Source organism: Mycobacterium sp. PO1, assembly GCF_017312405.1.
Lineage (GTDB): Bacteria > Actinomycetota > Actinomycetes > Mycobacteriales > Mycobacteriaceae > Mycobacterium.
Map to the genome: position 1 here is coordinate 1 of NZ_BLTG01000037.1, position 13,221 is coordinate 13,221.

Here is a 13,221-nt window from a genome sequence, read left to right on the forward strand (position 1 = left end):
TCCTCGGAGTTGCGGGGCCGCTGGGCCGGCCCGGACCAGGGGCTGCTGGTGCACTGCGGGCGGCTGTCGGTGGAGAAACACGCGCACCGCAGCATCGACACCGTTGCCACCGTGCGTGAGGAGGGGGTGGACGCCCGGTTGGTCGTGGTGGGGGAGGGACCGCTGCGCGCCAGGCTGCAACGGCAGGCCGGTCGTCTGCCTGTCGACTTCCTCGGATACGTCGGGTGCCGCGACACCGTGGCGGGAATTCTGGCCAGCGCCGACGTCGCACTCGCACCCGGCCCTCACGAGACGTTCGGCCTGGCCGCGCTCGAAGCGCTGGCATGCGGCACGCCCGCGGTGGNNCTGGGGTTCGGGCCGGCTCATCACCGTGGTGACCGCGCGCGCCGTCGCCCACGCGGTCACCACGGTGATGAGCCGGCCCGAACCCCAGCGCAGACACAGCGCGCGACAGCGGGCCGAGCAGTTCAGCTGGCCACGCTCAGCCCAGGGCATGCTGACCGCGCTCGGGGCGTCTTAGCAGAGCAATTGCGCCGCTTCCCGGTGGCCGCCCCGTCCCGGTGCCTTACCATCCAGTGCATGCTTCGCGCGTGCGCAGTGGGGGTGCTGGTCCTGGTTTCCCTGGGTTCGTCGGTGGCCGTGGCGGCCGCCGAGCCCGAGCCGGCGGGGTGCACGTACTCGCTGACCTCCCCCACCGTGGTCAACGTCGCCGGTGTCGACATGGTGACCGCGACGGTGGACACCGGCGCCTGCGAGGGTGCGGTGACCTTCCAGACTGTCGCGTGCATTGCGATGGACGGCGAGTCGAGCCCGGGCCGGTGCGCGCAGGGCTCGGGAATCGTCCCGGCGCAGGTGTTCTTCCAGCCGTACCGCCCCGGCGCGACGTACACCGCCACGGGTCGCGGGTGCGCAGCGACGGGCAACCCGCCCCAGAAGGTCTGCTCCGAGAACGGCCCCCTCACCGCGACGCTGTGACCAGCACCCGCGGTTTAACGCGTGGCCCCCTCGGGCATCCGTGCGGTCGAGGCAATGGATGGGGTCGGCACATCTGACCGACCTCCGTGACCCGAGGAGCCGGCATGGATAGCAACAGTGTGCTGTGGATCGTGATCGCGGCGGTCGCCGCGATCGTCATCATCGCGGTGGTCGTGTTCCTCACCCGTAAGGCCGGAAACCGGCGCAAGCAGGAGCAGGCCGATCAGTTGCGCGCCGAGGTGGAGCACGACAGTGCCCGCGTCAACCGACAGGCCTCGCTGGTGGAGGAGGCCGAAGCCAAAGCGCGTGCCGCCCAGGCCGAAGCCGAGGCCAAGGCCGCCGAGGCCGCCCGCCTGGCCGACACCGCCTCGACTCGCCGCGATGCGCTGAGCAGTTCGCAGGACGACTTGGCGAGCCGGCGCGCGCACGCCGACAAGCTGGATCCGCGGGTGAAGTCGGACGGGACACGTAAAGACGGCGGGACTGACCTGACCACGGACACCGCCGGCGACTCGACCGTCGACGCTCCCACTCATCGGGACACCACAGCGCGCTGATCGCTCGGGCTTCAGCCGCGCTGACCGCGGCCATGTTTCAGCCGCGCTGACCGCGGCCATGGTGCAGCCGCGCTGACCGCGGCCATGGTGCAGCCGCGCTGACCGCGGCCATGGTGCAGCCGCGCCGACCGCGTCCATGGTTCAGCCGCGCCGACCGCGCTCGAGACTCACCCACCCGCCCGCGCGGCGTCGCGAGAGAATCACCGGCTTCACCGCTACGGCGACCAGGTCACCGGCAACCTCTTGATGCCGTGGATGAATGCCGAGTGCAACCGGTCCGGTTCCTCGACGGCGTGGATGTCGGGGACGCGCCGATGCAACTCCTCGAACGCGACGGTGATCTCCCGGCGTGCCAGATTCGCGCCGAGACAGAAATGTGCACCGCCGCCACCGAATCCGACGTGCGGGTTGGGATGGCGTCGTACGTCGAACAACCAGGGGTCGGCGAACTTCGATTCGTCGCGGTTGGCCGAGCCGTACCACAGGGTGACCTTGTCGCCCTCGGCGATGCGCGCTCCACCCAATTCGACGTCGCGCGTGGCGGTTCGACGCATATAGGCCACCGGCGATGCCCACCGCACGATTTCCTCCACCGCAGTCGGCGCCATCCCGGCATAGTCGGACCACCAGATGTCGCGCTGCTCGGGATAGCGGCTCAGCGCCAACACGCCGTGGCTGATCGCATTGCGGGTGGTCTCGTTCCCGGCCACGACCAACAGGATGAAAAAGGAGGCCACCTCGGCGGACGTCAGTCGTTCCCCGTCGAGTTCTGCCTGCACGAGGGCGGTGGTGAGGTCCTCGGCGGGGGAGTCTCGACGGGCATCGGCCAGGTCCGTCGCATACGCGCCGATCGCCATTGCCACCGAAGCGAATTCATCGAAGTCGGTTGCGATGTCCGGATCACCGAAGCCGAGGATGACGTTCGTCCAGTGAAAGACGCGCTGGTGATCGGCCTCGGGAATGCCCATCATGTCGCAGATGATCTGCAGCGGCAACGGGCCGGCGAAGTCTCCGACGATCTCGCCACTGCCGTCGGGATGCGCGGTCACCATCTCGTCGACCAGCCGACGGGCCCGCACCCGCACCGAATCCTCGATCAGGGCCAGCACGCGCGGGGTGAACGCGCTGCGCACGATGTTGCGCAACCGGGTGTGGCGGGGATCGTCCATCGCGATCATCGAGCCGAAGTACTCCGCCAGTTCCGGCGTCTGGTCCCCGACGGTGATGCCCAACGCCGAGCTGAACAACTCCGGGTGGCGGCTGGCATAGAAGACGTCGTCGTGCCGGGTGACCGCCCAGTGGCCTGCAACCGGGGTGTCGTTGTCGACCACGTAGGACTCGTGAAACGACACCGGTGCTTCGCGGCGCAGGGTCGTGAACGCGCCGTCACGGTAGTCGTCGTCGAATCCCCAGAAGTCCCACGAACCAAGATCGATCTCGGCCAACGGCACCGCCGGCGGCGCCACTCCGTTGGGGCGGACGAGAGGTCCTGCCTGCGAGCCTGGTCGCGAGTCTGTACTCGAACTCATGCAGCCCCAGCGTAGCCTCACGGCGCCGCTTCATGCCCCTTTCTGCCGTGGGTGCGGCGCTTTTCCTTCAGCCGCGCCTCATGCAGGTGACGCGCGCCGTCGGTCAGCTCGTCGCGCAACCGGCGCTCGTGGTCCCGGAACAGCGACCAGTAGGTGTCATCGAATTCCTCGACCACCTGGAAGGTCCACCGTCCCTGGATCACGTTGTGCCCGATCAGTTCCGTTTCGATGCGCTCTGCCGCGTCCGCGTGGCCCGCGTCCCGCAGCGCGTCGGACGCTTCGCCCAGCAGCAGGTCGGCGTGGCCGATCAGCTGATGGAACGAGTAGAGATGCCCCCGCGCGCGCTCGACGAACTCGAGCGCCTCGGTCACCTTGCCGACGGCATCGACGGTTCCGTTGTCTTCACCGTTGTCGCTCACGTCGGCGAAATACCCGCGCGATCACCCCACCAACCGCCTCGGGAGATCCGTCAGGGTGGGGTCACGATTGCTCGGCCATACCGGCGGTCACGCTTCCACGACCGCCTTGATCCGCTCCAGCGTCTTACGCATGTCGCGCAGGTTGCGGCGCCGCCGGAGTTGGCCGCCGAATATCGAGTACAGCGAGACGAGCGGACTGGCGTTGAGATGGAACGACTCGGTGACGGCGGTGGACCCTTGCGCGGGTGTCAGCCGGTAATGCCAATTGTTCACTGCCCGATCGCCGACAAGGACCTCGAACCCGAATTCCCGGCCGGGTTCACAGGCCGTCACGCGGCACGTCGTCCAATACACCGGTCCGATCTCGTTGCGCCGCACATGCCCGCGGAACTTCGCGCCGAGCGTCGGGCCGGTCGCACCGTCGAGCCACTCGGCCTCGAACGTTTCCGGCGAGTACCGACCGATGTTGCGGATGTCGGTGATCACCTCCCAGATCTGCTCGGCCGGCGCTGTCATCGTCACCGTGACGGCTCCCCGCATCACCGCACTCCTTTCTGTTCCGTTCGTGACGGAGTCTGTTCCGTGAGGAGGTCTGTTCCGTCCGTGACGGGGCCTGTTCCGTCCGTCGCGGGGCCACCCTCGTCACCGTCACAGCTCTCCGCACAACCACATCACCGCACCGCGTTCTGATCAGTCCCGGCCTTGCCCACCTCACCCGATGCGGTAGACGTGCTCGGGAGTCAGTTCCGTGGTGATCGCGGTCGCCAGCAATGTGCCCGGATCCGTCCCCTCGAACGGGATGTCGGTGTTGATGAGAATGACGAGCGTGGTCTGTGCGGCAGGCAGGTACACCGCGACGGTCTGATAGCCCGGCAGGCTGCCGTTGTGACCGATCCACCCGCCCAGATTGAACAGGCCGAGCCCGTAGCCGTCCGGCGGGCTCTGCCCGGGAAACCCCACCGTCTGCAGCCGCTGCTCCTGCATCTGACGGGTCAGCAGCTTTCCGGTCGCGAGGGCGGGCGCCCAGATCCGCAGGTCGTCGAGCGTGGAGATCATCGCCCCGGCCGCCCACGCCCACGATGGATTCCACTCCGTTGCGGTCGTTTCGCCGCCATCGGGGGTCTGTGTCGTGTAGCCCTCGGCGTGCGGGTCGGGGAAGGCGCTGCCGGACGGAAAGCTGGTCTGGGACATCCCCAGAGGTTCGAGGATGTGGTGGCCCATGTACTCGCCGAGCGGCCGGCCACCGACCTGCTCGACCACCAGCCCCAACAGCACGGTGTTGGTGTTGCTGTACTCGACGCCCTGCCCGGGAGCGAACGCGGCCGGCTGGGAGAAGGCGTAACCGAGCAGTTCCTCGGGGGTGAAGGAACGCTGCGGGTCGGCGAACAACGCCTGCTGGAACCGAGGATTTGCCGAATAGTTGGCCAGGCCGCTGCGCATGCCGGCGAGTTGCCGCAGCGTGATGACGTCGCCGTCGGGCACGTCCGGCACGTAATCGGCGATCGTGTCCTCCAGGCCCACCCGACCCTGGTCGGCCAGTTGCAACAGCGCGGTGACGGTGAACGTCTTCGTCAGACTGCCGATCCGGCTGTAGAAACCCGTCTTCATCGGCGCTCGCGTCTTCTTGTCGGCCACTCCGAACGCCCGGACGTAATCCCCGCCCGGACCCCAGATCCCGACAATGGCGCCGGGAACGCCGGCCTCGGTCATCACCCGCTCGACGGCCGCGTCGAGGCGGTTCGTGACGTCGGCGGGCATCGTCGCCGCAGGCGCAGGACTCGCCTGCGAGGTCGTCTCGGGCAGCGGTTCCTCGACCGGCCCCGCGCAACCCACCACGGTCAACAACACCGTGCAGACAACAGACAGCACGCGAAGGATCATCGCGTTCACAGTATTCGTCCCGGTAACCCGCCGGCCGCAGATGGTCCCGGCGTCAGCGGTCGAAGTCGGCGTCGTAGTCCGGGTCGTCCGGCACGTCCATCGACTGCTCGATCAGATCGGCTTCATTGGCCTGCCAGTCCCGGTCGGCTGAGACACGCTCGGCGTCGGGCCACGACTGCGGATCGGAGTCGTCGATCGGAGTGCGCTGCTCGGCCACATCAGCTTCGGGCGCCTCCGGGGCGTCACCGAATTGGCTGCGGTCAGGTGTCGTCATCAGCGTTCCTCCCAGCGATCAGTGACGGGTGTGCGCCTCCACGATAGGCGCGCCCGGCCGGGTACCCACTCGCGCGCCCGGCTGTCGCGCTGCCCGCCGGGTGTCTCGACACGCGGTTCAGCACGGCATTCACGCGGCACGCCGTTGACCGGGTGGTCGGACCTCGCGATGACCTCCACCGTGCGGCTACCCGTGGCCCGGTTCGGCCCGCGAGGGTCCCGGGCGGTCGGCGCGCTACGTTGCTGGTCTGCTGGTCAGGAAGATTGACTGGTCCAGGTGACTGTCGGGTACTGTGCGTAAACTGCCATGACGACAAGACCGGCCCTCGAACCCGGGCGGGGCCGGCGGACAACACCAGATCCCAGAATCCTGAAGGCGTGCACTTTGCCAGATACAACGAACGGCGCCCCGGGGCTGCAACCCCATTTCGAGGACGTCCAGTCGCACTACGACTTGTCCGACGACTTCTACCGGCTGTTTCTCGATCCCACGCAGACCTACAGCTGCGCATATTTCGAGCGCGACGACATGACGCTCGAAGAGGCCCAGATCGCCAAGATCGACCTGTCGCTCGGAAAGCTGGGGCTGCAGCCGGGCATGACCCTGCTCGACATCGGCTGCGGTTGGGGCACCACCCTGATGCGCGCCGTCGAGAAGTATGACGTCAACGTCGTCGGCCTCACGTTGAGCCGCAATCAGAAAGCCCACGTCCAGAAGCGCTTTGACGAGTCGAGCAGCCCCCGTTCGAAGAAGGTCTTGCTGCAGGGCTGGGAGCAGTTCGACGAGCCCGTCGACCGCATCGTCTCGATCGGCGCGTTCGAGCACTTCGGCCGTGACCGTTACGACGAGTTCTTCAAGATGGCCCACCGGGTACTACCCGACGACGGCGTCATGTTGTTGCACACCATCATCAAGCCCACCGATCAGGAGTTCGCCGACCGCGGCCTGAAGCTGACGATGAGCTTGGTGCGGTTCTCGAAGTTCATCATGGACGAGATCTTCCCGGGTGGTGACCTGCCCAAGCCGACCACCGTCACTGAGCACGCCGAAAAGGCCGGGTTCCGGCTGACCCGCGAACAGCGGCTCCGCGAGCACTACGCCAAGACACTCGACATCTGGGCCGAGGCACTGCAGAAACGCGAGGACGACGCGGTGCACATCCAGTCCCGCGAGGTCTACGACCGCTACATGAAGTATCTGACCGGCTGTGCCGATCTGTTCCGGGTCGGCTACACGGACATCTGTCAGTTCACCCTCGCCAAGAGCTGAGTCGCCGGGCGACCCGGCCGCACCAGGACGGGCTGGGGCAGGGGCCCCATCGGTAGGAACGGGCCGGCGAACGTGCGGGCAGCAGACGCTACCGGTTGGACTGAGCCGCCCAAGGTGGGGCAGCGGGCTCTACCGGTAGGAACGGGCCGGCTGGCCCGGCTCGCCGCCGCCGGCGTCGCGACGGCGGGCCGCCATTCCGGCGAGCGCCTCGAAGACCACCCGGTGGGCGGCGTTGACCGTCAGTTCGGCGTGGTCGTAGGCGGGGGCCACCTCGACCACGTCGACTCCGACGACGTCGTGCTCGAGGCAGAGTTGCCGCACCATCCGTAGCAGGTCTGCGCTGGTGATGCCGCCCGGCTCCGGGGTGCCGGTACCCGGCGCGTGGGCCGGATCGAGCACGTCGATATCGACGGAGACGTACAGCTTGTCGGCCTTCGCGAGCGCCTCGGCGACGGCGTCGCGCATGACCTCCTTGAAGCCGCGCTCCCAGATCTCCTGCATCGTGTGCCACGTCATGCGTTGCTCGAGCATCCACTCGAACGTGTCCTGCGGAGGCCAGTAACCGCGCAGCCCGACCTGTACGAAGTGCGAACCTGGCACCGCACCCGACTCGATCAGCCGCCGCATCGGCGTGCCGTGTGACGCCAGGTTGCCCTCGATCTCGTCGGCGGTGTCGGCGTGGGCGTCGAAGTGGACGATGCCCACGTTGCCGTAGCCGTGGACGTCGGCCACCGCGGTGGCGGCCGGCCACGTGATCGAATGGTCGCCGCCGAGGATCACCGGAACGATGCCCCGCGAGGCGATCGCGTGCACGCGTTCGCGGATGTTGGCATGGGAGACCTCGGTCTGCCCGTGGGGACAGTAGGCATCACCGAAGTCGACGACCTCGAGCCAGTCGAAGATCTCCAGACCGAGGTCCATGTGATAGGTGCCTGGTTCATAGGCGGTAGCACGGATCGCGCGCGGCCCGAAGCGCGCTCCGGGCCGATTGGTGGTCGCGATGTCGAACGGCGCTCCCACGATGGCCACGTCGGGCCGCCAGGCGTCCAGCTGGTCGGCCTCGGTGAGGAACGGGCGGTGTCCGAATGACGCCACCCCGGCGTAGGCCAGCTCGAGCTGTTCGATCATTCCCGGCGGCAGTTCGCGACGATGACCGTGATCATGGCCCATCGTCTGACCGTACCGGTCAGCCGCCCGCGTGGCCGGTCAATGCGGTGCGCAGGTGCGCCGGCAACGGGCGTTTGGTCCAGCCCTCGGTGGAGACCACGACGTAGACGTTGTGACCGCGCACCGCGACGCGCTCCTCGGATCCGTCCGACGCTCTCAGCACGGTGAAGCCGATCGTGAAACTCGTCGTGCCGACCCGGGCGCACTCCGCGGTGACACGCACTTCGTCGCGCCAGCGCACCGAGGCCACGAAGTCGATCTCGCTGTGCACCACCTGGAAGTCGTAGCCCGCGGACATCAGCTGCGGGTACGTCACCCCGATGTGGTCGAGGTAGCCGGTGCACGCCTCGTCGAACCAGGTCAGATAGTGGCCGTTGAACACCACGCCCTGCTGGTCGATCTCGGCGTAGCGCGGGACCACGGGCAGCGAGAACGTGCGCACCTGGATGACCCTAGCGCCCGGGCGCAGGCGAGAATGCCACCGTGGAACTGGTCACGATCGATGACATCCGGAACGCGGCCCGGCAGGTGGCGGGCCATGTGGTGCGCACGCCGCTGCTGGAGGCTTCGTGGGGCGATCCCGATCGCCCGCTGTGGGTGAAGCCGGAGAGTCTGCAGCCCATCGGCGCCTTCAAAGTCCGCGGCGCGTTCAATGCGATCGGGGCACTGGTCGCCGGTCCCGACCCGGTGAGCGGCGTGGTCGCGTATTCGAGCGGCAATCACGCCCAGGCAGTGGCCTACGCCGCGGCGGTGTACGGGTTGCCTGCGCACATCGTGATGCCCGAGGAGACCCCGGCGGTGAAAATCGACGCGACGCGGCGGCACGGCGCCAGGGTCGTGCTGTGTGCCGCCGGACAACGAGAGATCGTCGCCGAGGAGGTGGCCGCGGAGACCGGTGCGGTGATGATCCCGCCGTTCGACCATCCCCGCGTCATCGCCGGTCAGGGCACGATCGGGCTCGAGATCGCCGAGGACCTGCCCGAGGTGCGCACGGTGTTCGTGCCCGTCAGCGGCGGGGGACTGGCCTCCGGCATCGGTACCGCGATCAAGGCCCTGTGCCCGGAGGCCGTGGTGATCGGGGTGGAACCCGAACTGGCTGCCGACACCGCCGAGGGACTGGCCCAGGGCCGGCGCGTGAACTGGCCCATCACCGACCGGAACCGGACGATCGCCGACGGCCTGCGCTCACAACCGTCGGAACTGACATTCGCGCACCTGCAGAACGTGCTCGACGAGATCATCACGGTCTCCGAGGCTGAAATCCGCTCCGGTGTACGTGAATTGGCGTTCCGGGCCCGCCTGGTCGCGGAGCCCAGCGGCGCGGTGGCACTCGCCGGTTATCGCAAGGTTGCCGCACCCGGCGGACCGGCCGTGGTGATCCTGTCCGGCGGGAACGTCGCGCCCGAGATGCTCGGACAGATCCTGGCCGGCTGAGCCCGCTCGTTTGACAGGTGTGCAATGAGACCCCGGGCCCGGGTAGGGTCACCGGGATCGCGTCGCACGGTCCGCCGGAAGGCTGCGCTGTGGACGCCGTGAAGGAGTATGTGGTGAACGCAGTACTGGGCCTGTCCGTGACGCCGTCAGCGATCGGTGTGGCCGTCCTGGACGGGTCGGTCGACGGCCGCGAGACGTGGGAAATTCGTCCGACGAGCGCGGAGCGGAACCCGATCGAAGCGGTCGCCGCGGTGCGGCGGGCGGAACAACTGCTCGCCGGACGGGGTCGCCGCGTGCGGTCGATCAACGTGACGTGGAGCGACGAGGCCCGTGCCGATGCAGCCGCGCTGGTCGACACGCTGGCCGAATCCTGTCTTGTGAACATCATCGAGGTGCGCCTGCCGGCGGCCACCGATGCGCTGGCGCGCGAAGTCGCCCACGATGCGGGGTACTCGACGACCGCCGTCTGCCTGGTCGAACCGGGTCAACTCGTCGCGCTGGTGGTGAATTCCGCCGACGGCGCGGTGCAGACCGCGGTCAACCACAGCGCGGTCACCGAAGACGACTTGAGCGACTGGCTGAGCATCGTGTTCACCAAGGCGGATCGGACACCTGATGCGCTCGTGCTGGTGGGATCGGCAGAGGACCTGGACGGGCTGGCGCCCGCACTGCAGGATGCACTGAGAATTCCGGTGCTCGTGCCCGCCGAGGCGGCCCTGGCTCTGGCCCGCGGCGCTGCCCTCGCCGGCGCACCGGCTACCGACCTGGGGATGTGGGACCAACTCCATCCCGGCGAGGCCGGCAGGTCGACACGGCGGTCCCGTTCGCTTCACCCGGCAACCCCTGCGGCCATGCTGGCCGCGGGCACTGTTGCGTTCGTCGCGTCGGCGTCGGCTGCGCTGGCACTGCAGTTCACCGCCACGGACGCCGCGTCGGCCGAGGCGATCCGTCCGTCGGCTCAGACGTCCGCGGCTCTCACCGGTGCCGCGCCGGTGGAGCGTCCACCGGTCACCGCGCCCGCCCCGCAGCTGCGCCCGCCGTCGTCCGGCGAGGCGGTCGATTCCGCACCGATCGCCGAGGCTGCACCGATCGTCGAAGCTGCCGGGCAGATCGGTGAAGCCGCCGCACCGATCGGTGAGGCGCCGCCCGCTGTCGAGCCGGCGCCCGCCCCAGGGTCAGCACCCGGTTCAGAGTCGGCCCCCGTCTTCGAGGCCGCCCCGGTGGAATTGCCGGTCGCCCAGCCTCCGGCCGAACCGCCCCTGGCGCCTGTCCCGTCCGCGACGCCGCCGGAAATGATCCCTCCGCCGGTGCCCGAACGGGAGCCTGGGCTCATGCAGCGCATCCGCGACCGGCTGGCCGGGATCGGTAACGACGACGCCGCACCGCCGCCCCCCGCACCGGTTCCCGCCCCACCTGGCGCCCCACTGCCACCGCAATAGCGCGTGGCCGCAAACCGGCGTCACTGCCAATACTCTCGGTGAGGTGATCGGAGCCGTCTCACCCCCAGGTCCCACGACGACGCGGTTCGTGCTGCGGTTGGGCATCGTCTGCTCGGTCGTGGCGGCGGTGCTCGTGGTGGCGACAACCTCACGCTGGGGCCTGTGGTGGCGCCTGATCACGTTCACCTATCAGGCCAACCTGTTGGCGGCGGGCTACTACCTGTGGACGCTGGTCTACCCACGCGCAGAGAGGCGAGTCGGCTTGCGCGGCGCAATCGTCCTCTATGTGGTGACGGCTGGGCTGATCTGGAATCTCTTTCTGACCGGCCACAGCATGGGGTACACGGTCGCGAATTTTCTGTTGCACGTCGTGGTTCCCGTGCTTGCGCTGGCCGACTGGATGCTGGTCGGGCGCGGAGTCGCGCGCGTGACATGGTGGCAGCCGCTGGTGTGGCTCATCTATCCGAGCGCCTACCTGGTGCTTGCGCTGCTCGTCCTCAATACCGCGGGTAGGCGGGCACCGTATTTCTTCCTGGATCCGGCGACAGTCGGGGCCGCCGCGGTCGCCGTCAACGTCGGCGCACTCGCCGCCTGCGTGCTCGCCCTGGGGTACGCGTTGCTGGCGATACACCGGTCTGCTGTCGCGTCACACCGCGGTGCGGTGTGAAACGTCGACGATGCCCGATCCGATAAACGCACCGAGACACTTTTCGATCAGTCGCCCGACCTGCGTTTTCGTCAGCGGGTCGGCGCCACGAACTAGGATGGCAACGTGTTGAGCACCCACCCGCAGCACACTCTCCGACGTCGAGTGAGCATGCGTCACCTGGCCGCGGTGATCGGTGCGCTGACTGTGATGAGCACCCTGTCGACCGCGCTGCCCGTCGTCACCGCGTCCGCCGGCTCGACCCAGCCGGGGCCCGTGTCCGGTGTGTCGCCCCAGCCCGGTCAGACCGTCGGCGTGGCGCACCCGGTCACGGTCACGTTCACCGAACCGGTGGCCGACCGCTCGGCCGCCGAGTCGTCGATCACGGTTCGCCCGGTCGGCGCGCCCGCGACGCCGGGATCGTTCACGTGGCTCGACGACGACGTCGTCGAGTTCACCCCGACCGAGTTCTTTCCCGCACACACCCCGATCACCGTTTCGGTCAACGGGCTGAAAAGCAGCTTCGAGACCGGAGCCTCAGTGGTCAGCGTCGCCGACATCGACGCGCACACCTTCACCGTCAGCATCGACGGCGAGGTCGCGCGCGAGATGCCGGCGTCGATGGGCAAGCCGAAATTCCCGACTCCGACCGGATCCTTCACCGCACTCGGCAAGGAGCGGTACGTCACGTTCGACTCCCGGACCATCGGCATACCGCTCGACGACCCCGAGGGATACCTCATCGACGGCGAATATGCGGTGCGGGTGACGTGGGGCGGCGTGTATGTCCACTCGGCGCCGTGGTCGGTCGGTTCGCAGGGATACGCCAACGTCAGTCACGGCTGCATCAACCTCAGCCCGGACAACGCCGCCTGGTACTTCGACACTGTGCAGGTCGGCGACCCGATCATCGTCCAGGCTTGACCGTCAGCAGGCCGCTTCGATCCGGAAGTTCGCGGAGACGGCGTTGCCCGGTTCGTCGGCAAACGAGCCGTCCGCGGTGCCGGTGATGACGTAGCGTCCGTCGCGGCCACTGACCCGCGCGTCGCCGATGTTGTCGTTCCAGAAGGAGCCGGTGAATCCTTCGAGGTCACGGAAGTTCACCGAGGACGCCGAGATGTCGCTGCCGGTCTGCAGGACAGCGGTGAAACCGCTGTCCTGGTCGGGTGTCTCGATGTACCACGTGGGGCCGGTCTGGTGGCAGCGCACGGCGCGGACGCCGGAGTCATTGCCGTCGATGCTGACCGTTGCAGTGGTGCCACCCAGCGCCGGTTCGGGCGCCGAACACGCGGCGATCCCCAGCACGGCGATCCCGGCACCCGCGACGCCTGCGACCTCTCGGATCCTCATGGCGACAGACTCTATGCGCTCGACCCTCTCGACCGGCCAGAAATGCGCGCCCAGCGCCCTCTATCGGCAGCAGCACGCGCCCAGCGCCCTCTATCGGCCATCAGCGCGCGCCCAGCGCCCTCGATCGGGCCATCAGCGCGCGCTTGACGCCTCCAGGCTCGGTCGTCCCGGCTCAGTTACCCGGGGCTCAATGCACCATCACGGCCTGCCACCACGCGTGATTAGTCAGCCGTGGGGACTGTCGCGATAAGGGTGTAAACGGCCTGATCGGCCCCGGTGTG

Annotated in this window: 15 protein-coding genes and 1 pseudogene; 8 read left to right on the forward strand and 8 right to left on the reverse strand. The window is 68.3% G+C overall.

Annotation, left to right across the window (positions count from 1 at the left end; genetic code table 11):
• From J3476_RS14565 to J3476_RS14575, 3 genes and pseudogenes are all read left to right on the forward strand, one after another.
• Positions 1-520 (forward strand): annotated as a pseudogene (locus J3476_RS14565) (glycosyltransferase); the annotation flags it as partial.
• A 59-nt stretch (positions 521-579) separates the two neighbouring features.
• Positions 580-975 carry a hypothetical protein gene (locus J3476_RS14570; protein WP_207067151.1) on the forward strand — a complete coding sequence of 132 codons (396 nt, stop codon included), beginning with the start codon at positions 580-582 and terminating at the stop codon, positions 973-975.
• Between the two features lie 104 nt (positions 976-1,079).
• On the forward strand, positions 1,080-1,532 hold the full coding sequence (locus J3476_RS14575) for a hypothetical protein (protein ID WP_207067152.1): 453 nt from the start codon (positions 1,080-1,082) through the stop codon (positions 1,530-1,532).
• A gap of 215 nt (positions 1,533-1,747) precedes the next feature.
• Here J3476_RS14575 and J3476_RS14580 read toward each other — a convergent pair whose 3' ends face one another.
• From J3476_RS14580 to J3476_RS14600, 5 genes are all read right to left on the reverse strand, one after another.
• Positions 1,748-3,061 carry a cytochrome P450 gene (locus J3476_RS14580; RefSeq protein WP_207067153.1) on the reverse strand — a complete coding sequence of 438 codons (1,314 nt, stop codon included), beginning with the start codon at positions 3,059-3,061 and terminating at the stop codon, positions 1,748-1,750.
• A gap of 17 nt (positions 3,062-3,078) precedes the next feature.
• A complete protein-coding gene (locus tag J3476_RS14585) occupies positions 3,079-3,480 on the reverse strand; it encodes a hypothetical protein (protein WP_207067154.1) in 402 nt (133 codons plus the stop codon).
• A gap of 87 nt (positions 3,481-3,567) precedes the next feature.
• Complete coding sequence (locus tag J3476_RS14590) at positions 3,568-4,020, reverse strand: SRPBCC family protein (protein WP_207067155.1); 453 nt, start codon at positions 4,018-4,020, stop codon at positions 3,568-3,570.
• Positions 4,021-4,191: 171 nt separating this feature from the next.
• A complete protein-coding gene (locus J3476_RS14595) occupies positions 4,192-5,358 on the reverse strand; it encodes a serine hydrolase (RefSeq protein ID WP_286183068.1) in 1,167 nt (388 codons plus the stop codon).
• Between the two features lie 55 nt (positions 5,359-5,413).
• Positions 5,414-5,635 carry a hypothetical protein gene (locus J3476_RS14600; protein WP_207067157.1) on the reverse strand — a complete coding sequence of 74 codons (222 nt, stop codon included), beginning with the start codon at positions 5,633-5,635 and terminating at the stop codon, positions 5,414-5,416.
• 384 nt (positions 5,636-6,019) lie between these two features.
• Between J3476_RS14600 and J3476_RS14605 the strand changes: the two genes are divergently transcribed.
• Complete coding sequence (locus tag J3476_RS14605) at positions 6,020-6,904, forward strand: cyclopropane mycolic acid synthase family methyltransferase (protein ID WP_286183062.1); 885 nt, start codon at positions 6,020-6,022, stop codon at positions 6,902-6,904.
• A gap of 129 nt (positions 6,905-7,033) precedes the next feature.
• On the opposite strand, the gene speB is transcribed toward J3476_RS14605, so the two are convergent.
• Both speB and J3476_RS14615 read right to left on the reverse strand, forming a co-directional pair.
• Positions 7,034-8,074, reverse strand: a complete 1,041-nt coding sequence (speB, locus tag J3476_RS14610; protein ID WP_286183064.1) for an agmatinase — start codon at positions 8,072-8,074, stop codon at positions 7,034-7,036.
• 16 nt (positions 8,075-8,090) lie between these two features.
• On the reverse strand, positions 8,091-8,513 hold the full coding sequence (locus J3476_RS14615; RefSeq protein WP_207067159.1) for a thioesterase family protein: 423 nt from the start codon (positions 8,511-8,513) through the stop codon (positions 8,091-8,093).
• Between the two features lie 41 nt (positions 8,514-8,554).
• On the opposite strand from J3476_RS14615, the gene J3476_RS14620 reads away from it, so the two are divergent.
• From J3476_RS14620 to J3476_RS14635, 4 genes are all read left to right on the forward strand, one after another.
• Positions 8,555-9,505, forward strand: a complete 951-nt coding sequence (locus tag J3476_RS14620) for a threonine/serine dehydratase (protein WP_207067160.1) — start codon at positions 8,555-8,557, stop codon at positions 9,503-9,505.
• A gap of 113 nt (positions 9,506-9,618) precedes the next feature.
• Positions 9,619-10,944 carry a hypothetical protein gene (locus J3476_RS14625; protein ID WP_207067161.1) on the forward strand — a complete coding sequence of 442 codons (1,326 nt, stop codon included), beginning with the start codon at positions 9,619-9,621 and terminating at the stop codon, positions 10,942-10,944.
• A gap of 43 nt (positions 10,945-10,987) precedes the next feature.
• A complete protein-coding gene (locus J3476_RS14630) occupies positions 10,988-11,611 on the forward strand; it encodes a Pr6Pr family membrane protein (RefSeq protein WP_207067162.1) in 624 nt (207 codons plus the stop codon).
• 150 nt (positions 11,612-11,761) lie between these two features.
• Positions 11,762-12,514 carry a L,D-transpeptidase family protein gene (locus J3476_RS14635; protein WP_207067165.1) on the forward strand — a complete coding sequence of 251 codons (753 nt, stop codon included), beginning with the start codon at positions 11,762-11,764 and terminating at the stop codon, positions 12,512-12,514.
• 3 nt (positions 12,515-12,517) lie between these two features.
• Here the strand turns inward: J3476_RS14635 and J3476_RS14640 are convergent, their stop codons facing one another.
• The gene (locus J3476_RS14640) at positions 12,518-12,940 is read right to left on the reverse strand and encodes a lipoprotein LpqH (protein ID WP_207067163.1); all 423 of its coding nucleotides are present in this window, start codon (positions 12,938-12,940) and stop codon (positions 12,518-12,520) included.
• Positions 12,941-13,221 lie beyond the last annotated feature (281 nt).

Excerpts from the sequence above, each read along its gene's own strand:
- J3476_RS14570 (WP_207067151.1), top strand. The coding sequence starts at position 580 with ATGCTTCGCGCGTGCGCAGTGGGGGTGCTGGTCCTGGTTTCCCTGGGT.
- J3476_RS14575 (WP_207067152.1), top strand. The coding sequence starts at position 1,080 with ATGGATAGCAACAGTGTGCTGTGGATCGTGATCGCGGCGGTCGCCGCG.
- J3476_RS14580 (WP_207067153.1), bottom strand. The coding sequence starts at position 3,061 with ATGAGTTCGAGTACAGACTCGCGACCAGGCTCGCAGGCAGGACCTCTC.
- J3476_RS14590 (WP_207067155.1), bottom strand. The coding sequence starts at position 4,020 with ATGCGGGGAGCCGTCACGGTGACGATGACAGCGCCGGCCGAGCAGATC.
- J3476_RS14600 (WP_207067157.1), bottom strand. The coding sequence starts at position 5,635 with ATGACGACACCTGACCGCAGCCAATTCGGTGACGCCCCGGAGGCGCCC.
- speB (WP_286183064.1), bottom strand. The coding sequence starts at position 8,074 with ATGGGCCATGATCACGGTCATCGTCGCGAACTGCCGCCGGGAATGATC.
- J3476_RS14635 (WP_207067165.1), top strand. The coding sequence starts at position 11,762 with ATGCGTCACCTGGCCGCGGTGATCGGTGCGCTGACTGTGATGAGCACC.
- J3476_RS14640 (WP_207067163.1), bottom strand. The coding sequence starts at position 12,940 with ATGAGGATCCGAGAGGTCGCAGGCGTCGCGGGTGCCGGGATCGCCGTG.